This is a genomic window from Singulisphaera rosea (genome assembly GCF_054877945.1).
Window position 1 is genome coordinate 70,191 of record NZ_JBTYIP020000018.1, and the last position, 22,341, is coordinate 92,531.

Sequence of the window (22,341 nt, forward strand, 5' to 3'; positions counted from 1 at the left end):
CTCCTGCAGTCACGCCGGGGAGGATGGACACTGCTCACCGGACGTTACCGATGACCGTGGACCTTGATGTCCACCTTACGAAGCCGAGGTAATCATCACCGACAAACCCATCCAAAAAGTCGTCGCCTGTCGCCTGTCGCCTCAGAAACCTGGTGCCTCATGGGACGAGATCGGTGCGGAAGTCATCTCGTAGGGTGGGCATTGCCCACCCTACAAGAAGCTCGGGCCCCGATTTCGTTACGTGAGCCAACCCGGTTTTCGAGAAAAACCGGGTTGCGAGGGGTGGCCAGCCATGTTTATTGACCGCCGCTGCGTCCTTCCAGTCGGTTGAAATACTCGTCCAGCCCGGTGCGGAATTCCTCGGGCAGGGACTGGCCGGGGTCGCCGGTCGACTGCGAGACGCCGTGGTCTTCGCGCACTTCTTTCTGGTTGACGCCCCCGCCCATCAGGGCGAGCGCCGAGTCCTGGGTGGTGCCGGTGCCGCCGCCACCGGGAGACGAGCCGCCGACGCCGCCACCCTTCGGGTTCACCTTTTTGGATTTCAGGAGGAGCTCGATCGCCTCGGTCTCGGCGGCGATCGCGGGATTCCCCGTCTCGGGTCGGTCGAGGATACCCGTGGCGTCGACCATGACCTTCGAGACCTGGCCCAGCAAGGCGATCTCTTTGCCGAACTCAGTCTCGCTGTCGGGGAGATCCTTGATGCGTTGGACGACCGCATCGACTCGGCCGCGGAGCCCGCCCTGGGTGCCGGAGAGGGTGTGCGCCTTCCGCTGGAATTCCTCGGCCGCGAGCGCGGGGCGGGCCTGCTGCTCGACCCGGGTCTCTTCGCGGAGGTTGACTTCGCCCTCAAGGATTTGGAGCACCTCGAGCACGACCGACGGGGGGAGGCTGGCCTTCGACTTGGAGCCGGGGCACGTGCCGTTGCAGGCCGGGTCCACGAGGTCGTCAGCCCAGCGGTCGAGGGTGTCGGACCAGAACTCGCACTGGGCGATCGAGACGCCGTTCTCCGCCTTCAGGTCGTCGCCGAGCTGCCTGAGGCTGCCGACAACGTCCATCTTCTTCATCTCGTCGAGCACCGACTTGAACTGCATGAACCGTCGACGTTCAAAGTAGGCCTGGATGTCATCCATGATCAAGGAAACATCCTGACTCCCCTTCGCCTCCTGTGCGGCCATCTCGACGAAGACTTTCTGGGCCGCGCCGGTGACGACGACGGGCTTCAGCCCGAACGAGTCGCCGACTTGGTCGTTCATCCGGCCCGCGACCTTGTACTGGGACCGGGACGCCGACTTCAGTCGTTTGACGAGCGTGCTCCCCTCGAGGTTGCCGAGGACTCGATTGAGCTCGTCGGCGATCTTGTCGAATTCCGCCAGGAGGTCCCGTTGCTCGACGACGGCCTCGTCGAGCGCCTCGTCGGCCGAGGGAGGAGGCGGCGGGGTTCCGGGTTTCGACTTGCCGGACAGGGTGGTCATCGCCAGGCCAAGTTTCGGCGACGACCCTTTACTCTTCGACGGCGGCTTGTTGCTCGGCTTCTCCGCGCCGCTCTGACTCGACTCGCGGTCCACGACCTGGGGCACCGCGGTGGTTTTCTTCTTGTCGTCGGGCTTGGACTCGGAGGGCTTGCTCGAGGTCGACCCGCGGATTTGGCCGGCCATCGGGGCATTATTGCCTTTCGGAGCCGAGGCGAGCGATGGGGCCTGCGACGCCTGCTTCAACAGGTCGGAGACCGAGGGCATGCGATTCGACGAGATGTCCTTGAGGATCCCGAGCATCTGGGCCCACGTCTCGAGGTGGCCGACGCCGATCTGCGGATTCCGCATCGCCTGGCGGACGAGGTCCTCGCCCGACATGACCAGACCCGACAGTTTCCGCCCGTTGGCCTGCTCGGCCGCCGACTGCCCTTCGACCTTTCGACGGGTCTCGGGCCGGTCGAGTTCTTCTTTCGTGAGAGCCCGAATTTCTTTATTGGTCTCGTGCAACTGCAGCTCGCGGTCGCGCACCTCGAGCGACTGGCGATGCCACTTGTTCATCTGCTCGGTGAGCCAGATCGCGTGCTGCTCGGCGTTCAAGACGTCAAGGTTGTAGGTCGCCGAGTAGACTCGCCCTCGGCCGGGGAGGTAGTCCTCGGCGAAGACGCGGAGCTTGATCGGCTGTGGCTCGATGCCCAGGGACTTGGCCGAGAACGCACCCAGGGCCTCCAGGTCCTCTTTCGTCACATCCCCGGCCGCGAGGACTCGTTCGCCCTTCGCGGGGTGGTTGTTTAAGGCGGTCTCGGCCCCTTGCCACTCGATGCCGATCCGTTTGACGCCGAAGTCGTCCTGCGCCTTGACTTTGAAATGGAGCGACTCGGTGTCGAGGACGACGCGATGGCGGGGGAGGTCCTCGCAGACCAGCGAGGGGGCCTCGTCGTCTCGGCCGTTGATGGCCAGGTTGAAGGGCTCCCTACCGGCGAGGCCGAAGCCGTCCCGCCAGCGGAACTCCATCGTCCGTGAGCCATCGACCTTGGTCGGCGGGCTCGCGACTTTCGGGCCTTCCGGGGTCCTCGGCTGGCCGTCTACGCGTGCCTCGGCAATCTCCCGACTTGCGGTGGCGGCGAAGCGGGCCTGGCTCCCCTTGACCAGGGTGACGGTCCCCCCCCGAACGTCCTTATGTTGGGGCTGTGGCCGGCCGAGATAGTCGGGGAGCGACACGTCCGCGACGACCGAGGTCAGCTCGGGTCGAAGCTTGGGCTCGATCCGCACGTGTTGGCGAGAATCGCCGACTCGGATGTGCAACCAGGCGGGTTCGATCTGCGCGGGGAAGCTGAATTCGTAACGGCCGTCGCGGAGTCGAGCGGCGACCGGCCTCTGTTCGCCGAGCTGGGCGAGCCCATCGACCGGCCGCCAGGCGGCGTGCCCGTCGAGCCGGACGGCGACGACGAACGGCTCGCCGTGGGCGACGACCGTCCGTTCCGGTGTCGGTTCGAGGGCCGCGAACGTGTACCGCGGGGTGTTTTTCCAGGGGACGAGGAGCCGTGTCCAGGCGTTCGTGGCGGCTGCGGGTGCGATCGCGAAGAGCGCCAACGCGACCGACGCCGGGACGGCGAGGAGCCAGGCCCAGAGCCGGTGCCGGGGGTTCGGCACCGCGTCGCTGAAGTCGCGACGTTCGGCGTCCGCCGCCACCTGCCGGATCGCCGCCTCGCAGAGGGTCCGCGACCGCGCCTGCTCGGAGTCGCTCCGGACGAGCTCGATGATTCCCAGCAACTGGTCGCCCACATGAGGGTGCTTGCGGGTCAAGAGGCGGGCGAGCTGCTCGAGGCGGCGGTTCCGCCAGACCCAACGATGGATCGCGAAGGGCAAGGCCGCACAGCCCACCACGGCCGCGATGAAGAGTCCGATCCTCAGGCTGTCGGGCGTCTCCCACACGCGGTCGACGGCGAACATCGCGACGAAGGCGACGACGAGGCCGAAACCCGCCGCGCAGGCGGCCTCGATGAGCTTGATCGTCCAGACACGGCGGCGAAACGCGAGGAGCTGCGCCTGGAGTGTCTCGGGAAGTTGCAATCGGTCGTCCACCTGCGCGAGGCTCATGTCGACCTCACAATCGCGAAAGGATACGAAAGTCGTCCGTGGGCTCTATCATATAAGACCGATGATTTTTCGTCCCACCCAAAAACCGGCCAGGAGCAGGACGAAGAGGGCGGCAACGACGGGGTGGCTCCAGAGCTGGACCCGACGGACCGCAGGGGGCGGATCGGGAAGCTCGGCCAGGGATCGGACGATCTCGTCGAGCTTGCTGGGCTCGACGACCTTACCGCGCGAGACCCGCGCGATCTCATCGAGGACTTCCGGGCGCGCGGGGCGTCCCACGCGCTCCGCCGCGGCCCCTTGCACGTTGAACCCGGTCTCCAGCGTCGCGCCCGTCTCCTTGCAGGAGAGGATCACGCGGTGCTTGCCCGGCTCGGACGCCTGATAGCGACCGCTGAACATCCCCCACTCGTCGCCGGCAGACGTGAACCGGACGACCTCGGCCTTGCCCGAAGGGGCCGTAATCCTCGCGGAGACGTCCCCCTTGGGGAGCGGCTCGCCGCTCCGGTCCATCACGTTCGCGTGCAACGCGAGAGTCTGGTTCATCTTCGGCTGGTCGGGCGCGTAATACAGCCGCATCGTTTCGCCCTTGGCCATGTTCCGCTGATAGGCCATCCAGCGAACGACCTGGCCCCAGAAGCGATAGTGGTACTTGTCCTCGACCCCCTTGCGCCAGCGCCAGGCGCCGTCGGTCCCCATGAAGAGGACCTTGCCGGCCCCGAAGGTCCGGGTGACGAGGAGCGGCAAGCGTCCCGACGCATTCGTCGCGTCCTTGTGGACGCAGAGGACGTCGCTCCCGGCCTTGGCCCGGAGCACTGGCGCGTACCACTGGAAGCCGGGGAGCCCTTCCCAGACCTCGATGTTGTCCTCTTCGGTGTCGGCGAGCTTGGTGAGCAGACTCCGACGGCCGAGTTCGGTGAGCTCGAAATGGTCGGGCGTCCGCGAGCCCCAGCCGCCGGGCTGGGCGGTGTCGAGCACGACCGGGCTGAGGTCGCCGAGCGGCGACTCGAGGAGCGAGAACTGCCGGCCTTGCCAGCCGGGCATGAACACCAGGCCGCTCGCCTGGTGTTCGACCAGCCCCTTCAACAGCCGGCATTGCTCGGACGACAACTGGCCCTCCTCCATCCCGACATCGCCGAGGAAGACGACGTCATATCGGGAGAGCTCGTCCAGCCCGCCGGGGAACTCCTTGATGTAATCCTTGTTACCGCCCCCCCCTTTGGTCAGACCCGGGTGGAACAGGAGGCACGAGACCTCGACGCCCGGGTCGCGGGAGAGCGCGTTGCGGAGGTAGCGATATTCCCAACGGGGGTACGACTCGATGACCAGAACCCGGAGTCGTTCTTCCCGGATCGAGATCGGCGCGGTCATCCGATTGTTATCGGCGAGGGCCTCTTCCGAGTGCTGGGGTACGGTCAGGTTGAGGGTGTAGTCGGCGACCCCTCTCGGCTTCCAGACGATCCAGTCGCTCGTGCGTCCCATCGGCGCGATCTTGATCTCTTTCCGGACTTCATCTCCATCCGAGGTTCGCAGCGTTACGCTCGTCGCATATTCGCGGGGGAGTGAGCTCTCGATGGTGAACGGGATCCGCACCGATTTGCCGGCCACGCCGAAGGTCGGTGCGTCGAGGCTCAAGAGCTCGACGTCGGGGAGCCTCGTCGGGCTGCCGACCGGGACCGTGAACACCGGCACGTCTTTCAGCCGAAGCTTGGCCGCCGCCTGGACCGGGGGCGGTCCTTCATTCCAATCCCCGTCGGACGCCAGAACAACTCCGCGCAGGTTCGGTATCGTTTCCGAGGCATGCGCGAGCGGTTCGTTGAGGTCGCTCCCGTGCCCCGCCTTCGCCGAGGCGAACGGCTGGATGACGACGTTCCAGCGCCCCTGGAGTCTGCTCCAGGACGAGGCCTTCGCCAGGGCTCCGATCGCCTCGCGACGCGTCGAGGGGGGAGTGCCCGGACGGTTCGCCGTCAAGGCGTCGCGGGTCTCCATGCTCGTGGAGTCGTCCCAGAGCACGGCGATCGTCGGCTTCTCCTCGGGGCGGAACTCCTCGATCCACTCGGGCTGGTTGAGCATCAACGCGGCCAGGATGACGAGCGAGAGGCGGAGGAGTTCGAGGAGGCCCATCGAACGAGAGTAGCCGCTCCGCCGCCAGGCGACGAAACCGATGCCCGCGGTCGCCGCCACCAGCACGAGCGAGGCGACGATCGCCCACGGGGTCCAGAGAAACGTGAGCGACCGAGAGACGCTCATAAGGAACGGCCCCCCGAAGGTTGCGAAGTCCGGGGCAGGCACAGGCCGGCCTCGACCACCATCGCCAGCATCATGGCGAGGAGGAAAAGCCGCCAGACCTCTCGGATCAACGATCCAACATTCCCCGCTCGGTCGTCGACCCGGGCGAAGTCGAGCCCCTGGAACAGTCCCGCCACGCGAGGCCGACCGAGTACGGCCGCCGAGTCCTCGGCGACGGGTCGGTTCACGGCGAAGAGTCGGTCACCCGAGGCGTAGACGCCGCCGTGGAAGGGGTATTCGGTCGAGATCGCCTGGTCGGCCCCCGAGAGGCGTTTCCATTGCGCCCAGTCCTCACCAACGGGCTCGCCGGCGACGAGCTCTCGGGTCTTCCCGAGGGACGTCGCCCCGGCCGCCGACGCGCGTTGGACGAGCACGTAGAGCACGACGCCGCCGGTCGCCATCGACGAGTCGCCGACGGCCGGGGTCGTGCCGCAAAAGTAGACCCCGCCGGCATTGGTCGCGACCCTGGCGAGCAGCGGGACGCCTCCTCGAAGGGTGGCAAGCGTCGTGAACTCGCCGGTCAGGCCGCAATACTTCTTGACCTGGAGCGTCCCGACCGGGAGCGCCGAGCCGCTCAGGGTGTGGGCCAGGAGGTCCTGGTCCCCGAGCCAGTTTTCGACGACGAGGGCTCGGTCGGGCTCCACCCAGGAGCCCCAGCGAACTCCATAGAGCTCCGAAGCTCCAGGCGAGCGGGGTGGGAAGAAGATGACTCGGCCCCCGCGCTCGACGAACGAGCGGACGAGCTTGGCCGCCTCTCCCTCCGGGAGCGGAGCCTGCCAGAGGAGCAACGCAACGGTGTCCCACTCGACCGCGGACAACTGTTCCACGGTGACCGTCTCGGCGGAGCACGTCACGTCCGCCGCCGGGGCGACCCCCGCGGCGAGTTGCAACGGCCTCGCAACCTGCGGGTCGTCGGCCACGACGATCGCCTTGCGAGGAACAGGCCGGTCGAAGACGAACCATTCGTCGTTGTCGGCGTGATTCGCATCCGCCGGGATCGAGACACGGCCCCAGCCGCGCACGTGTCCCTTCTCGAGCGGGATTCGGTGATCCTTCAGGTCGAACCGGGCGCCCGCCATCTCGACCGTAACCTCGGAGCGGGCCCCGCCGATGTCGAAGTGGACCGGGACGACGGCCTTCTCGTCCCCTCCCCCTTCACGCACCAGCCGCAACGAGACGAGCAGCTCCGCCGCGTCTCCGGACTCCTGGCGACGGACGTCGGTAACTCGTACGGAGAGGTTCGTCGTCGCGATCTGGGGGTACGCGAGCAGGTGGAAGCGGACCCCTTGTGAGAACTCGAGGAAGGCATCACGGAGCGTCTTCCAGCGCCCGTCCTCGGCGTTCCAGTCGTTCTCGCGGAGGTCGGAGCAGATCCAGACTTCGGCCTGCCCGGACTTGTTCACCTTGAGATAGTCGCGGGCGACGAGCAACATTCCGGGCAAGTCCGATGACGCGGATGTCCCCTCGAGGCTCGTCGCGTTCAGGAGCGCATCGGGCGACTCGACCTCTCGGGCCTTGCTCGACGACCCGTCGACCAGCACCCAACGTCCCGAGCCCAACGTCTTGAGGGTCTCCACCAACTGCCGACGCCCGGTCTCGAGCTTGGTCCCCCCCGCCCCGGCTCCCGCCTGCTGCATGCTAGGCGAGCGGTCGAGGATGACGAGCGTCGTCTCGGCTCGCCCCCCCGCCGAGACCCCGAGCCAACCCCCGGCCAAAGGTCGGCTGACGGCGAACGTCAGCCCGGCGATGGCCAGCATTCGAAACGCCATGATCAACCACTGGCGGATCCTGGCATACCCGCGCGACATCCGGTTCGCGGCAAGCAGGAACATCATCGCCGCCCATCGGACCGTCTGGTACCGGCGTTGGTTGATCAGGTGGATGACGATCGGCAGGGCGACGAGCGGTAGCGCGGCCAGGAGCATCGGCTGGAGGAAGCTCATCGCATGCCTCGCGCCCGGGCCCGACCGACGAGAAATCGCATCAAGACCTGCTCATAATTTTCGTCGATCGACACGCGATGGTAGTCGACCGCGGACTCTCGGACGATCCCCAGGAGCGACTCGAGATAACCTGCGAGCGCCTTGTGGTAACGCTCGGCGATCTCGTTCGGCTCGGCGAAGATCGCCGGCCCCCCCTCCATGTCGAGGAAGCGAGTCGGCCGCCGGAACTGGAAGCCGAGCTCCTGCGGGTCGAGGAGATGGAAAACGGCCACGTCGTGCTTGCGGAACCTGAGGTGTTCGAACGCCCCGCGCAAGAGCTCGGGCTCGACGAACAGGTCCGAGAGGATCACGATCAGGGCACGCTGCCGGATCGTCTCGGACAGCTCGTGGAGCACCGGGACGATCCGCGTCTCCCCCTTCGGCCGAGCCTGTTCGAGGATGTCGAAGACGGTTGCCAGGTGAGACGGATTGCGCCTTGGGGGGATATTCCGGACGATCCCGTCGGCGACGCAGGTCAGGCCGACGGCGTCCCCCTGCTGGAGCGCCATGTGGCCGAGGGCGCCCGCGATCCTCCGCGCGTACTCGATCTTCGAGACGTCCCCGGAGGCGAAATCCATCGACCCGCTCGTGTCGAGGACGACGCAGCATCGGAGGTTGGTGTCGGCCTCGAACTCCTTGACGAAGAAGCGGTCCGACCGCCCGTAGGCCCTCCAGTCGAGCCGTCGAAGATCATCGCCGGGGACGTACTTCCGATACTCGGCGAACTCGACGCTCGAGCCACGGTGGGGGCTCGGATGCCGCCCCGAGACGTTCCCCTGCATCGGCCGGCGCGCGAAGAGGGGAAAGCTCGCCAGCCTCGAGAGGGCAAGCGGGTCGAGGAAACTTCGAGCTTGGCGGTCGGGGAACATCGGAACCAACGCCCTCGGTGGACTACCTCGACAGGGGCACGAAACCGCACGAACGTTCCCCCTGTGGGTGGGGCACTCTTGCCCCGCTCTTCTTTTGCGGTTTCCCGAGTAGAAGCCGCGGGGCAAGAATGTCCCGCCTACCGGGGGGAGGTCCTCATCCGAACAAATCTGGCGATATCAACTCAACCTATTCCATCGCCAAGGCCCTAGACCTCGGAGTCCGTCTCCTCGACCAGCCGGCGGACGATCTGCTTGGCTCCGATCCCTTCGGCCTGTGCCGCGAAGGTCGTGATTACCCGGTGGGTCAACACCGGCACGGCGACCTCCTGGACGTCCTCCAGCCGCACCATATAACTGCCGAGCAAGGCCGCCCGAGCCTTGGCCCCGAGGACCAGGTACTGCACGGCGCGAGGGCCGGCCCCCCAGGAGACCAGGGGCTTGAGCCAAGCCGGGGCCGTGTCGCCGTCGGGCCTCGTCTTGCGGACAAGCCGTGCCGCATAGGAATAGATGTGGTCCGGAACCGGGACACGCCTGACCAGGTCCTGATGCTGGATGACCTCTTGGGGGGTCAGCAAGTGGTCGAGCGTCGGCAGGGCACCGCCGGTCGTCGTCCGGGCGATCTGGATCTCCTCGGCCTCCGAGGGATACCCCAGCTCGATCAGGAACATGAACCGATCCAACTGCGCTTCGGGCAGCGGATACGTCCCCTCCTGCTCCACCGGGTTCTGGGTCGCGAGGACGAGGAACGGCGCGTCGAGCCGGAAGGACTTGCCGACGACCGTCACGTTCTGCTCCTGCATCGCCTCGAGCATCGCCGCCTGCGTCTTCGGTGGGGCACGGTTGATCTCGTCGGCTAGCACCATGTTCGCGAAGACCGGCCCGTGGACGAACTGGAATTCGCGGCGACCGTCGTGCCCGTCCTGGAGGATGTCCGTCCCGGTGATGTCCATCGGCATCAGGTCGGGCGTGAACTGGATCCGGCTGAACTTCAGCGACATCGTCTCCGCGAGCTTGCTGACCAGCAAGGTCTTGGCCAGCCCCGGGACGCCCATCAACAGGGCATGCCCCCGCGCGAAGATGCAAATCGAGAGCCTCTCGATCACATCACCCTGCCCGACGATGACCTTGGCGAGCTCCGACTTCAGGCGGGCATAAACGTCCCGTAAACGATCGATCGCCTGAACATCATCCTCGCTGAACGACGCCAGCGTCGACGAGGCCGCGCCCTGCGACATACGATCTCTCCCGAGGGGCCGACCAATCCGGTGGCTTGCATCGCCAAACGTCCCTATCGTCACTCATGTAATGCGCGACGACGGATCGCGAGGCGAAAACACTCCCGAAACAGGCCCGATGGAACCGCGAGACTCCCAACACGCAGCCCCCGGGTCACCCCTCGGGCCTACCAAAACGAATTTACTCGACAGGCGTCCGAGGATCAAGTGACTCACGCCCTTCAACCGGATCTAGCTCGAGCGACGAGGTAACCGACGCCCAAGCAAGAGCGGCTCAATTCGTGGGCGATACAAATTCAGAGAGGTCATATTTCCTGTTCAACAAGCCATCCGATTTTTGTGCTTGCACGGAATGTTCATTTCGAGAACACAAACGACCCGAGAGTGGGCCGAACAAGAGTGCTTTCAGCTTATTTAACAACAATCAAAACAAGTTCTCGCATTACCATTTTTAGTTTTTATCCATCCGCGTGATCTGCGGGCCGGTTTGCCTGCTCCTTCTCACGTCGAGGCTCCGTTGCATGACGAATTTTGGCCCGATGTCGGGTCGGGGACAAAAAAGCCCCGGCCGGGCCATCTTGGCCCGGCCGGGGTTGCGAGTGCAGCCCTTGAGATCGTGCGACGTGGGTTAGACCGTAACCTTATCTTCCATGGTCCGATAGGAGACGGACGGTACCAGGCGGTCCTGGGCCGGGAGGTCGCCGAGGAGTTCTCCGGCCCCCATGATGTAGCCGCGTTCGCCGTGCTGGGTGAGGTCGAGGCCGACTTCCTCTTCCTCGGTGGTGACGCGGAGCCCGATGGTCAGGTCGATGACCTTGAGGAGCACGAAGGTAACGATGAAGCTATAGGCGACGGCCGCGAGAACCGAGATGGCCTGGAACTTCAGGAGGCCGGCGTCACCGTAGAACAGTCCCTTGGCCGGCTTGCTGACGCCGGCGGCGAGTAGGCCGACCGCGAGGGCACCGAACATCCCGCCGACGCCGTGGACGCCGAAGACGTCGAGCGAGTCGTCGTAGCCGAGCTTCGACTTCATCAGGATCGCGCCGTAGCAAGCACCGCTGACCAGGAGGCCGATGGCCATGGCTCCCATCGGGGTGACGTAGCCGGCGGCGGGCGTGATCGCGACGAGCCCGGCGACGGCCCCGGAGCAGGCGCCCAGGACGGTCGCTTTGCCCTTGTGGAGGAACTCGACCAGCGACCAGCTCACGACGGCGGCGGCGGCGGCGGTGTTGGTGTTGACGAAGGCGGCGACCGCCGACTCATTCGCGGCCAGGGCGCTACCGGCGTTGAATCCGAACCAGCCGAACCAGAGCAGGCCCGTGCCGAGGGCGGTCATCATCAGGTTGTGCGGGTGCATTTCCTCGGTGTCGAGGCCCTTCCGCTTGCCCATCACGAGGACGCAGCAGAGGGCGGCGACGCCGGAGATGATGTGGACGACCAGGCCTCCCGCGAAGTCGAGTGCGCCCATCGCACCGATCCAGCCGCCAGGCCCCCAGACCCAGTGGGCCACGGGGTCGTAGACGAAGGTCGCCCAAAGGAAGGTGAACGCCAGGTAGGCCGAGAACTTCATCCGCTCGGCGAACGCCCCCGAGATCAGGGCCGGGGTGATCACGGCGAACATGAGCTGGAAGACCATGAACAACTGGTGCGGGATGGTCGCAGCGTAGTCGCCGTTCGGGGCCAGGCCGACGTTGTTCAGGCCGACGAACTCGAGACTGCCGATGAGGCCGTGGAACGAATCCTTGCCGAAGGCCAGGCTATAGCCGAAGAGTATCCACTGGATCGCGACCACGCCGAGCATGATGAAGCTCTGCTGGAAGGTCGCCAGGACGTTCTTCCTCCGGACCATCCCGCCGTAAAACAGCCCCAGGCCGGGGGTCATCAGCATGACCAAAGCCGCAGAGACCAGGACGAATGCCGTATCCGCACCGTTGATCGCAAGCGGAGCCGGCGTCGCCGCCGCCTCCTCGGCGCCGGCGAGCGCCGGCCAAGAGAGCATCCCCGCCCCGACCCATCCTGCCACCAACAATGCCCGCTTGACCTTCGTCATGGTCGAAATCTCCGCGCCGGCTTCGGTGCCCTTCCGGTTCCGCCATCCCGTTAGTCGCCCGGCTCCACCATCGCAGATGGCAATGCCGAGTTCCGAGGGTGATGCGCCTCGAGCCCTCACTCTGAGGACGGGCGTGGCGAGAACTTCGTGGATAAAAGGTGTGATGAGTTAGGCACGACCCCACTCGATCAACGTCATCCCCCAAGAGCATCTTCAATGCCAAGTGGGTCGAAATCGACCAAAGTCCCCAGCACTTAATCTGTTTAATTCCAGAGAGTTGCAGAAATTTATGAAACCTCGTTTCGTGAGACCTCCTCCAAGGTCATGCCCAACAACAAGGCTGCCCTGCACACAAACCGCACAAGATCTTCGCCCGTCAGTTTAGGTCGATGACCCAAGCTGCGGGGACGCGAGAAGTGATGACGAAGTGGGCCATGTTGAACCAGGAGGTACAGCGGTCGAGGATCAGACTATCGGCGGAGATGACCTCCGATGCCCCTTGGAGGAGCGTGTCGGGATTCGTCACGAGATCAACCTGCCAGTTCGCCCCACGGCTCTCTGCGGCCCTGAGGAGGAAGCCGCGGAGCCGGCCGCTGTTCGAGACGGGGCTATCCAGGAGCCAGGTCACATGCTCGACCTGGAGGCTGGCGAGACCGTCGCCGAGAAGGTCGATGGCCGGGAACGTTTCGCCAACGCTTCGATACGTCCCATGAACTCCGGCGAGATCACGTAGGCAACCGTCTCGACCTCGCAGGATGACCGCTCCACCGAGCGCGGACTCGACCGTGGTGAGGATGTTGAACCCGTCGATGAAGACCTTCCGCCCAGCCAGGTCCGTTGGGGCGAGTTCGCGAGACTGCCGGCTGGCCCTGGCCGAGTCGGAACAGGCACTCCGGCGAATACCCATCCGTTGGCGTTCGGTCAAGGACCAGCGATCACCGACCAGTTTGAGCGCCGAGGTCATCGCATAGTCTCGCTCGAGGAGCCAAGAGAGGTCCTCGACCGCCCCGCGGAGCGAGGGGAGCGCGGGGATACCAAAAGCTTCGGCATCGCGAGGATCGGGGCCTCGATGGCGACGAGTGTCCGGCACAATCAGCCTACCTTTGACGAGTCTCGACCAGAACTAAAGCTGGGCCCTACCGTTGAGCGTCGGCTCGAGACGGAGACTGGGCTTGGGGTGTCAGGTCATCTCTTCACAAACAGGCGCAGGGTTGAGTTTCCCTTAGGACTTCGGACGAACCACTCGCCGTGAGCCAAGAAAGCCTCGCCCACTTGAAAATCGAGGTCCCCCACGATTTACAGAGCTTGTGGCGTGGTTGCGGTGACGTTAGAGTTGGACGTTGTGGAACGGCGAACATGTTCCACATTCTCCCTTTCAATATCCACCGATTCCGTCGCAAGGTCATCGCAGGGGCCACGAAGGCGATGTGGTTTCGACCTTCCAAGCGCGGTTTTCGCACGGTCGCGGGCCCAATGATGGCCCTGGCGGTGCTTTGCGCATGGTCCTCGAACGCCTACGCCGGTTGCTCGCATCCTGGGGTCGCGAAGAGCTCCGATTCGGGGCCGCAGTCGCAACGGCTCGATGTCCTCGTGCTCGGAGATTCCGCCGACGTCTCGGGAGCCCCCCCCGCCCGGCCGAGACCTTGTACCGGAGTTCTTTGCTCCGGAAAGCCGGCCGTGCCCGTCCCGGTCCCTCTGCCGATGCCGGTCAGCCGCCACGTGGAGGCCGTCGTCCTTCGACCACATTCGTCTGCTACCCCATCAGTGACTCGTCGTTTCCTCGCCTACGCGGAGCGGATCACCCGCACCGTGATCGAAAGACCTTCAATCGAACGCCCTCCTCGCTGATTGTACCCACCACGTTTCCGGCCTCGACTCTCGCGATCCCCATCGCTCCCGCGCGCAGCCGGATCGGCCGTGCCCTGACGTCCTTGCGCGAGTTCGTCCGTCTCCCTCGGTCGACGTTGCGACGCCTGCGGACTTGTCTCCGCCGCTCGCGTTTCGCATCGTGACATGGCGACGTATCACACGTCGGTCGTGCGTTGTGTCCCGGTCATCCTCATTTCATCTCGTTTGAGGGCATCGCTTATGAAAGCGCGACGTTCCGGATTCACCCTGATCGAATTGCTCGTGGTGATCGCCATCATCGCGGTCCTGATCGCCCTGCTACTCCCCGCCGTGCAGGCGGCGCGCGAGGCGGCCCGACGGGCCCAGTGCGTCAACAACATGAAGCAAATCGGCCTGGCGTGCCACAACTACCTCAGCAGCTACCTCGTCCTTCCCCCGGGCAAGGTGCCCGCCTACTTCAAAGTGGCCGGAGCGGCGACTTACGCCCGATGGTCGCCCCAGGCCTCGCTCCTCCAGTTCCTCGAGCAAGGCAACGTCTTCAACACCCTCAACTTCGCCTTGCCGCCGGTAACTCCGGCCATGAACGGGGTCGTCTCGACCTTCATGCCGGCCTATCCCGACCCGAACGGTGAGAACCTGACGGGGTGCAGCACGCAAATCAACGTGTTCCTTTGCCCGTCCGACTCCCCGCCGGTGACCGGTTGGAACGGTGCGATCAATTACCTCGGCAATATCGGGACGTACGTGTGCGACCTCGGCGATTCGAACCCGTGCACGGTCTGCACCGACGGCCCCGTCCCCCAGGGAATTTTCTACTACGGCAGCAAGGTGAGCATCGCCGACGTCGTCGACGGCACGAGCAATACGGCCTTCTTCGCGGAGAAGCTTCGCGGCCAGGGAAAGCCGGACTTCCGGACGGACTTGCTCATCATGCCGAACCAGCCGACCTTGCCGTTGACCTACCAGACCTGCACGGCCCTGCCGAAGGGCTCGCCTCCGCTCACCAGCGTCCAAGGGATCTCCTGGTCGCTGGCGGACATGTGCTGCACCACGTACAATCACGTCTCGACTCCGAACCAGAACTCGTGCGCGGGATTTCCCAATACGGGCATGGTGAACATGTCCATGCAGGTGTCGTCGACGAGCCGACATCCCAGCGGCGTGAACATTCTCTTCGGTGACGGCTCGGTCAAGTTCGTCAAGGACTCGGTCAGCCTGGCCACCTGGCGTGCCCTTGGGACGCGGAATGGCGCCGAAGTCATTTCCGCCGATGCATTCTAATCGACGAGGGAGCGGCCGAATGTTCCGACGCAATCTCGGGGCGGCCCTGGCGGCCACCCTGGCGCTCGCGCTGTCGCCTGGCTGCGGCAGCGCGACGAGTGCTTATATCCCCAACCCGGTGACCGCACGCGAGGACCTCAACACGGCCCTCGCCGCCTGGCAGAAGGGAGGGAAGCCCGCGCAGCTCATGAAGGGCGAGCACCCCATCTACTTCGTCGACTCCGAGTGGGAGCGCGGCCAGGCGCTCGAGAGCTTTCAGATTCTGGAGGAAAAACCGACTCAGACGGAAACCGAAAAGCGCTATGGGGCCGTCCTCAAGATGAAAAAGCCGCCGGCGGAAAACCGCGTCGACTACATCGCGGTGGGCCGCTCGCCCATGTGGATCTTCCGCGAGGAAGATTACAAGAAACAGGGGGGGATGGGCGAAGAGCCGCCAACCAAAACCAACGCAAGACGCCCCCCGACGCGCGGGCGTTGAGGCTGAGCCTTCGCTCACATTCGAGTCCGCCTTGGGGAGAGCCTGACCGTGAACCGGTTTCCGTGTCGTCCTGTTCTCTCCGTCATGCTCGGAGGTGCCTTGGTGGCCTTGCTCGCCGGATGCCGCCAGGAGCCGGAAATCGGCTACGAGAGCTACGTCCCCAAGGCCGAATCCGCGCGGGCGGGTCTCGCTCGCGCGATGGAAGGATGGCTCAAGGGTCTCCCGCCGGGCGAGTCTGGCAGTGATACGCGGCCAGAGGTCCACATCGTCGACCAGACGCGCCGGGCCGACCAGAAACTCGCCCGTTATGAAATCCTCGGCGAAGTGCCTGCGGAGAACGCCCGCGCGTTCGCCGTGCGCGTGACATACAGCGGCAAGGACGAGCCGGAAATCCTGCGATTCTTCGCGATCGGAGTCGACCCGATGTGGATTTTCCGCCGGGAAGATTACGAGAGTATCTGGCAGCACGACATGGAGCCACCAGTCGACCGCGCGGGAGAACCCGCCAAGAAGCCATGACGCACGAACCCGCGCCGACCACGAAAATGCCCCCGGAACCTCTCTCGCGGCTGAAGCGATTCGCGAGTGCGGCTCGCCTCGCGCTCCGTGCGCTTCAGATACGGCTTCGCTTTATCGTGGTCCTGGCTTGCGCGGCCCTCGTGGCGGGGCAGTGGGACACTTTACGCAACTACTGGGACCACTGGACGCGAGGGCTTATCCAAGGCGGAACCTCGAGCCGGGCGGCGCCACCGAACATCGAATACTTCTGCCCGATGGACCCGGTCGTCGTCTCGACGCGGCCAGGCAAGTGCGACATCTGCAACATGGCCCTGGTGCGTCGCAAGATCGGCGAGATGGCCCCCCTCCCCTCCGGCGTGTTGGCTCGGATGCAGATCTCTCCCTACCGCGTGCTGCTCGCCGGGATCCGTTCGGCACCCGTCGACTACCAACCGATTGCACAGGAAATCACGCTGACCGGCGTCGTGCGCGACGATGGCCAAGCCACCTGCCACATCCCCGAAATCGACCGCTCATTCGTCGTCGAAGGGCAAGCCGTGGACCTCACCCTCGGGGATGTCGCGAAACTGCCGAGCGTTCGCGGCAAAGTGAGCACGCTCGAGGTGGACCCGCGAACCTCCCGATCAAGCGTCGTCATCCGCCTCGAGGAACCCGGTCGGGCGTTCCCCCCCGGGACGCGAATCTTTGCGACCGCACGCAAACCCGTGGCCGAGCTCGAGCCATTCCGCTCGCTCCCGTCCGATCCGCCGGCGCTCGCCAAGGGGGACCTGCTGGCGGTCTACACTTGCCCCCAGCACCCTGAGGTGCTCGCCACCGATCGAGGGCGTTGCCCCGTCGACCGCAACGAGGAGTTGCAACGCCAGGCCTTGCTCGACAACCAGCGAGTCGGCTGGTGGTGCCCGATGCACCCGAACGTCATGACCTATCACCCAGGAGCATCATGCGAGCCCTGCGGCGGCATGAAACTGGTGCCTCGGGTCGTCACGTATCGGCCGCCGGGGAAAGTGCTCACGGTGCCGGAGTCGGCCGTGGTCGATACGGGCACGACGACGGTCGTGTTCGTCGAGCAAATGCCCGGGACCTTCGACAGCGTCGAGATCGCCGTCGGCCCGCGCTGTGGCGATTTCTACCCGGTGGCGAGCGGGCTCGACCCCGGCCAGCGCGTCGCGATCCGTGGCGCCTTCCTGCTGGATGCGGAGACGCGATTGAATCCGAGCCTCGCCGCGAACTACTTCGGCGCGGGTCGGACGGGGCGAGGCGACTCCGCCACTCCCTCAGTCGACAAGGTGATGGCTCCCAATCCCAAGGGCGTCTGTCCGGTCACGGGCAAACCACTCGGCTCGATGGGTCCACCCGTCTCGGTCACGATCAACGGCCAGACGGTCCGACTCTGTTGCGAGGGTTGCGAGAGTCGCCTGAGAGAAGCGCCTGACAAGTTCCTTCCCAAGCCGAAATCCCGCTGAAACGGGCGGCCGGCCCTTCGACGAAATGCGGGCGCATGATCGAACGTCTGATCGCACTCTCGATTCGCCACCGACTCGTGGTCGTCGCGGCCGGATTCGTGCTGGCCGCCTGGGGCGTGTACGCCGCCTATCAGACGCCCGTGGACGCCATCCCCGACCTGTCGGAAAACCAGGTCGTCGTCTTCACGGAGTGGCCGGGCCACAGCCCGCGCGAGGTGGAGGATCTGATCGGCTATCCGCTCTCCATCCACCTCCAGGGGATCCGCGGCGTGCGGACGGTTCGCTCATCGAGCGATTTTCATTTCTCGATGATCCACGTTGTTTTCGACGACGGCCTCGACTTCCCCACCGCCCGCCGTCGCGTGCTCGAGCGACTGGCGCAGGCCGGGAAGATCCTCCCCGAGGGCGTGGCCCCGCATCCGCCGCCCGAGGCCCTCGCCACCGGACAGATCTACTGGTACACGGTCGAGGGAGGTGGGCTCGACCTCGGTCGGCTGCGCGCGTTGCAGGACTGGTACGTCAAACCCCAACTCAGCGCCGTCCCGGGCGTGGCCGAGGTCGCGAGCGTCGGCGGCTATCCCATCGAGTACCAGGTGAACGTCGACCCTCGCAAGCTCCGCACGCGAGGCGTGACGTTGGCCGAGGTCGTTCGCGCGGTCGGCGAGTCGAACTCGACGGTCGGCGGGCCGATCGTCCAGAAAGGGAACGCGGAGTATATCGTCAGGAGCCTCGGTTGGCTCGGTAGCCGCGCCAAGGGTGACGACGATGCGTTCGACCCGAACCTCGCCGTCCGCGACCTGGAACGCGCCGTCCTGGCCGGAGACGCCGATGGAACGGTCCTGCGGGTGGGCGACGTCGCCTCCGTAAGCATCGGTCCCGGCCCCAGGCGTGGGATCCTCGAGAAGGACGGCAGCGAGGTCGTCGGCGGGGTGGTCCTGATGGCGTACGGCGAGAATCCCCTCACCGTCACACGACGACTCAAGGCGAAGATCCGGGACCTTCAGCCTGGCCTGCCGTCGGGAGTGCGGATCGTCGCGTTCTATGACCGCACCCCGTTGATTCAAGGGGCGATCGGCACCGTGACCGGAACGATTGCCGAAGCCATCGTGACGGCGACGATCTGTGTCGTCTTGATCCTGCTGCACGTCCGCGCCTCCTTCGTCATCGCGATCACGCTGCCCCTGGCCGCGCTCGGATCGTTCGCGATGATGGCGTTGCTGAGGACTCTCGGGGTCGCCGAAATCGAGACGAACATCATGTCGCTGGCCGGGATCGCCATCTCGGTCGGCGTGCTCGTCGACTCGTCGATCGTCATGGTCGAAAACGCCATGCATCGCCTGCGTGACGAATTCGGCGACGAACCCGTCCGCGGCGACATCCGGTCGGTGATCCTGCCGGCCTGTCAGACCGTCGGACGGCCAATTTTCTTCTCGGTGGCGATCATGGTCCTCTCGTTCCTGCCCGTGTTCGCACTCGGCGGCATGGAAGGGAAGATGTTCCGCCCGCTCGCCTTCACGAAGTCGTTCGCACTCGTCACGGTCGCGTTACTGGCGGTCACGCTCGTCCCCGCGCTCTGCACGTACCTGCTGAAGGGACGGATGCGCGGCGAGCGTGAGAGCTGGATCGTGAGGAGCGTGATCGACGTCTACCGCCCGATCCTCTCCTCCTTACTCGACCGCCCCGCGCCTCTGGTCTGGCTCCTGGGTGTCACATTCGTCGTCGGACTGGCACCTCTCGGCAGTCGTGCCCTCTTTCTGGGAGCCCTCTTGGCCGCCCTCGTCGCGTCGGCCTTGGCCTCGCGGACGAGAGTGGGTCGGACGTTGTCATGGGTCACCCTGATCGTCATCGCGCTCGTCGCCGACCACGCGATGACGCCGCTCGGACGCGAGTTCATCACCCCCGTGGATGAGGGGATGGTGATGAACATGCCGGTCACCGTGCCTCGCGCCTCGGTGACGGAGGTGAGCGACGACCTCAAGGCGAGCGACATGATCCTCTGCCGGTTCCCCGAGGTCGACATGGTCGTTGGCAAGGCCGGTCGGGCCGACTCCCCGATCGACCCCGCGCCGATCGAGATGCTCGAGACCATGGTGAACTTCCGCCCCCGTGCCTTATGGCCCAGGCGCAAGCTCCTCCCCGTCGACGCCACGCGCCAGACCCGCGCCGTGCTCGCTGCCTTGGTCGCCCGCGGCCTGGTCAAACCTCCGGCCGACACCGAGGCCCTCGTCGAGCAGGCAACCGCCGCCGCGCTCGCGCTCCTCGACACCATCCTGCGTGAGTACGCCTATCAGCGCAACCGGGACTTCGAGCGCTCGTTGCTCGCCCCGATCACCGACCCCGACGACCCCGGCTACGCCCCCCAGCAAGCCGCGTGGGCCGCCTACACGCAGCAGCTCGACCGAGACCTCGTCCCCCGCGCGGCGGAGACGTACACGCGAATCGTCTTGGAAGATCTGGTCGATCGGGCCGACGTGACCGACCCCGCGATTGGTGCCCGCGTCCGAGCGATCCGGCAACTGCGGGAGCGTCCTACGACGCGACCAGTCAGTTCCGCTGGGCAGCAACACGCGCCCGCAACACGCCGAGTGCCCCGCTCCATCGAGCCAATCCCGGCGCTCGACGCGATCCAGACGGAGTTATCGAAGCCTTTCGCCGCAAGCCTACTCCTCTGGCGGAAGGATCGCTCCGACCTCGTCGGGTTCGGCTCCGACCTCGACCTGGCCGTGCAAATGCCGGGGTGGGCCAACGTCTGGACCATGCCGATCCAGAACCGGGTCGACATGCTCGCAACCGGCGTGAACACCGCCATCGGCGTCCGCGTCCTGGGCCGAAGGCTGGAGGACATCGTCCGAGTGTCGGACTCGGTTGCCGAGGTGCTCAAGCGCGTGCCCGGCTCCTCGGACGTAATCGCCGACCCCGTCCGCGGCAAGGGTTATGTCGAGGTCCGCATCGACCGAGAGCGGGCGGCGACGTCCGGGGTGCCGATCGCCGTGCTCAACGAGGCCGTCGAATCCGCGCTCGGCGGAAAGGTTGCCACCACCACGGTGGAAGGACGAGAACGCCACCCCGTCCGTGTCCGCTACGGCCGCGCCTGGCGAAGCGATGAGGGTGCGGTGCGTGGCCTGCTCGTCCCCTCGTTGCGAAAGGAATCGAACGGAAAGCCCGTGCTCGTCCCCCTCGCGGAGGTGGCCGACGTCCGAGTCGTCGAAGGACCGGCGACGATCAAGAGCGAGAACGGCCTCCTGCGCAATTACGTCCGGCTCAACGTCCGCGACGCGAATGCCGCCGATTTCGTCGCGCGTGCCCGGGAGATCGTCGCGCGTGACGTCAAACTCCCGGAGGGAACGATCCTCGAATGGACCGGCCAGTTCGAGCACGAAGCTCGGGCCCGCGTGACCTTGAGGGTGATCGTGCCGTTCGTACTCGTCTCGATCTTCCTGATCCTCTATTGGACCTACCATGACCTGGCCGACGCCGCGCTGATGATGCTGGCCATCCCGGGCGCCATCGCCGGCGGGGTGTTCTTCCAGTGGCTCTTCGGGTTCAAGTTTTCGGTGACCGTGTGGGTCGGCTACATCGCCTGTTTCGGCATGGCGACCTCGACCGGCATCATCATGCTCGTCTACCTCCGCGAGGCGGTGGCGAAAGCGGGCGGCATCGCCGCCCTGGACGTCGAGGGGCTCCGACGCGCAGTGCTCGAGGGGGCTGTGAGCCGGCTCCGGCCCAAGCTCTTGACCGAGGGGACCATCATCCTCGGCCTCGCGCCCATGTTGTGGGCCGATGGCGTCGGGGCCGAGGTCATCAAGCCCATGGCCGCGCCTGTACTCGGCGGTGTCCTGATCGCCGACGAAGTGATCGATCTCTTGCTACCCGTCGCCTTCTACCGAGTCCGTCTCGCCCGCCTCAGACGTCTGCGAACGACGAGTGCAGACGAGCCACTCGCTTCAACTTCGGCGGCGTTGTCGGTCTCTCCGGTCGACCGCGATTAGGCACAGATCGCGATCCGGGCTCGGTCTCCCAATCTCTCGCAAAATGCAGAGTCGTCCGGGTATGCTTGGTACTTTCGGGAACGATCAACGAGAGCGAGGGAGTCGAAACGATGCCGGATCGGGGCGAAGCGGGCAACCGTGGGCCGCGTCGACCAACCGACCCAGGGAAACGCGGGGGGCCAACTCCGTCGGGCAAACCGCAGGGGCCCAAGGGGGGTGGGGCGCCTAAGCGTCGAACCGGAGGTCTTAACCTGTCGCGCCTGGGCGGATCCGACTTCGAGCTCGTCCACCCGCGCTGCGTCCGGGAGATGGAGCTCGATTACGAGGAAGGGATCGAGCTCCGCAAGGCCGGTGATCCGGAAGCGGCCCGAGACGCCCTGAGGTATGCCCTGCAAGGGTGCGGCGACAACATCTGGGTCCACGTCGCGCTCGGCTGGCTCGCGCTCGAGGATTTCCAGGACCCGACGCTGGCCCGAGGTCATTTCGGCTACGCCTTCGAGCTCGCCCAACGCGCGATCCCGACGGATTTCCGAGGACGACTCCCGCGGCACCGACCTTCGAACCGTCCGTACTTCGACGCAATCGACGGTCTGATTCTCTGCTACGAAGCCCTCGACAAGCCCGACGAGGTGGCCGAACTCCGCCGACTCGGAGCAAGACTGCTCGGCGAGCGTCCTGCCCCCGATGGGCCTCGCGCCGGGCCCGGAGCGGATCGTGGTGGCCCCGGGCCGAAGCAAGGATGAACCGGATCGTCAGCCCTTGAATCGAAGTC

Annotated in this window: 13 protein-coding genes; 6 read left to right on the top strand and 7 right to left on the bottom strand. The window is 65.7% G+C overall.

Features of this window, described 5'->3' with window-relative positions; translation table 11 throughout:
* Positions 1-296 precede the first annotated feature (296 nt).
* The 7 genes from ACYOEI_RS25955 to ACYOEI_RS25985 all read right to left on the bottom strand — a co-directional run bounded on the left by ACYOEI_RS25955 (position 297) and on the right by ACYOEI_RS25985 (position 13,081).
* Entirely contained in the window at positions 297-3,569 is a 3,273-nt protein-coding gene (locus ACYOEI_RS25955; protein WP_462852543.1) for a hypothetical protein, read from the bottom strand.
* Positions 3,570-3,617: 48 nt separating this feature from the next.
* Positions 3,618-5,816 carry a hypothetical protein gene (locus ACYOEI_RS25960; RefSeq protein ID WP_462852544.1) on the bottom strand — a complete coding sequence of 733 codons (2,199 nt, stop codon included), beginning with the start codon at positions 5,814-5,816 and terminating at the stop codon, positions 3,618-3,620.
* Positions 5,813-7,798 carry a BatA domain-containing protein gene (locus ACYOEI_RS25965; RefSeq protein ID WP_462852545.1) on the bottom strand — a complete coding sequence of 662 codons (1,986 nt, stop codon included), beginning with the start codon at positions 7,796-7,798 and terminating at the stop codon, positions 5,813-5,815. The genes ACYOEI_RS25960 and ACYOEI_RS25965 overlap by 4 nt, the downstream gene beginning before the upstream one ends.
* Positions 7,795-8,706 carry a DUF58 domain-containing protein gene (locus tag ACYOEI_RS25970; RefSeq protein ID WP_462852546.1) on the bottom strand — a complete coding sequence of 304 codons (912 nt, stop codon included), beginning with the start codon at positions 8,704-8,706 and terminating at the stop codon, positions 7,795-7,797. The genes ACYOEI_RS25965 and ACYOEI_RS25970 overlap by 4 nt, the downstream gene beginning before the upstream one ends.
* A gap of 206 nt (positions 8,707-8,912) precedes the next feature.
* Positions 8,913-9,941 (bottom strand): AAA family ATPase, encoded by a 1,029-nt coding sequence (locus ACYOEI_RS25975; RefSeq protein ID WP_462852547.1) that lies wholly within the window; start codon positions 9,939-9,941, stop codon positions 8,913-8,915.
* 628 nt (positions 9,942-10,569) lie between these two features.
* Positions 10,570-11,991, bottom strand: a complete 1,422-nt coding sequence (locus ACYOEI_RS25980; protein ID WP_462852548.1) for an ammonium transporter — start codon at positions 11,989-11,991, stop codon at positions 10,570-10,572.
* 376 nt (positions 11,992-12,367) lie between these two features.
* On the bottom strand, positions 12,368-13,081 hold the full coding sequence (locus tag ACYOEI_RS25985; RefSeq protein ID WP_462852549.1) for a DUF434 domain-containing protein: 714 nt from the start codon (positions 13,079-13,081) through the stop codon (positions 12,368-12,370).
* Positions 13,082-14,079: 998 nt separating this feature from the next.
* Here ACYOEI_RS25985 and ACYOEI_RS25990 point away from each other — a divergent pair.
* The 6 genes from ACYOEI_RS25990 (at position 14,080) to ACYOEI_RS26015 (ending at position 22,312) form a co-directional block, all read left to right on the top strand.
* On the top strand, positions 14,080-15,120 hold the full coding sequence (locus ACYOEI_RS25990; protein WP_462852550.1) for a DUF1559 domain-containing protein: 1,041 nt from the start codon (positions 14,080-14,082) through the stop codon (positions 15,118-15,120).
* A gap of 19 nt (positions 15,121-15,139) precedes the next feature.
* Positions 15,140-15,598 (top strand): hypothetical protein, encoded by a 459-nt coding sequence (locus ACYOEI_RS25995; protein ID WP_462852551.1) that lies wholly within the window; start codon positions 15,140-15,142, stop codon positions 15,596-15,598.
* Positions 15,599-15,646: 48 nt separating this feature from the next.
* The gene (locus ACYOEI_RS26000) at positions 15,647-16,117 is read left to right on the top strand and encodes a hypothetical protein (RefSeq protein WP_462852552.1); all 471 of its coding nucleotides are present in this window, start codon (positions 15,647-15,649) and stop codon (positions 16,115-16,117) included.
* A gap of 26 nt (positions 16,118-16,143) precedes the next feature.
* Positions 16,144-17,580 (top strand): heavy metal-binding domain-containing protein, encoded by a 1,437-nt coding sequence (locus tag ACYOEI_RS26005; protein WP_462852553.1) that lies wholly within the window; start codon positions 16,144-16,146, stop codon positions 17,578-17,580.
* 35 nt (positions 17,581-17,615) lie between these two features.
* On the top strand, positions 17,616-21,569 hold the full coding sequence (locus ACYOEI_RS26010) for an efflux RND transporter permease subunit (protein WP_462852554.1): 3,954 nt from the start codon (positions 17,616-17,618) through the stop codon (positions 21,567-21,569).
* A 110-nt stretch (positions 21,570-21,679) separates the two neighbouring features.
* Positions 21,680-22,312, top strand: coding sequence for a tetratricopeptide repeat protein (locus ACYOEI_RS26015; protein WP_462852555.1), 633 nt, complete (start codon positions 21,680-21,682; stop codon positions 22,310-22,312).
* Positions 22,313-22,341: the final 29 nt, after the last annotated feature.

Excerpts from the sequence above, each read along its gene's own strand:
- ACYOEI_RS25955 (WP_462852543.1), bottom strand. The coding sequence starts at position 3,569 with ATGAGCCTCGCGCAGGTGGACGACCGATTGCAACTTCCCGAGACACTC.
- ACYOEI_RS25960 (WP_462852544.1), bottom strand. The coding sequence starts at position 5,816 with ATGAGCGTCTCTCGGTCGCTCACGTTTCTCTGGACCCCGTGGGCGATC.
- ACYOEI_RS25965 (WP_462852545.1), bottom strand. The coding sequence starts at position 7,798 with ATGAGCTTCCTCCAGCCGATGCTCCTGGCCGCGCTACCGCTCGTCGCC.
- ACYOEI_RS25970 (WP_462852546.1), bottom strand. The coding sequence starts at position 8,706 with ATGTTCCCCGACCGCCAAGCTCGAAGTTTCCTCGACCCGCTTGCCCTC.
- ACYOEI_RS25975 (WP_462852547.1), bottom strand. The coding sequence starts at position 9,941 with ATGTCGCAGGGCGCGGCCTCGTCGACGCTGGCGTCGTTCAGCGAGGAT.
- ACYOEI_RS25980 (WP_462852548.1), bottom strand. The coding sequence starts at position 11,991 with ATGACGAAGGTCAAGCGGGCATTGTTGGTGGCAGGATGGGTCGGGGCG.
- ACYOEI_RS25990 (WP_462852550.1), top strand. The coding sequence starts at position 14,080 with ATGAAAGCGCGACGTTCCGGATTCACCCTGATCGAATTGCTCGTGGTG.
- ACYOEI_RS25995 (WP_462852551.1), top strand. The coding sequence starts at position 15,140 with ATGTTCCGACGCAATCTCGGGGCGGCCCTGGCGGCCACCCTGGCGCTC.
- ACYOEI_RS26005 (WP_462852553.1), top strand. The coding sequence starts at position 16,144 with ATGCCCCCGGAACCTCTCTCGCGGCTGAAGCGATTCGCGAGTGCGGCT.
- ACYOEI_RS26010 (WP_462852554.1), top strand. The coding sequence starts at position 17,616 with ATGATCGAACGTCTGATCGCACTCTCGATTCGCCACCGACTCGTGGTC.
- ACYOEI_RS26015 (WP_462852555.1), top strand. The coding sequence starts at position 21,680 with ATGCCGGATCGGGGCGAAGCGGGCAACCGTGGGCCGCGTCGACCAACC.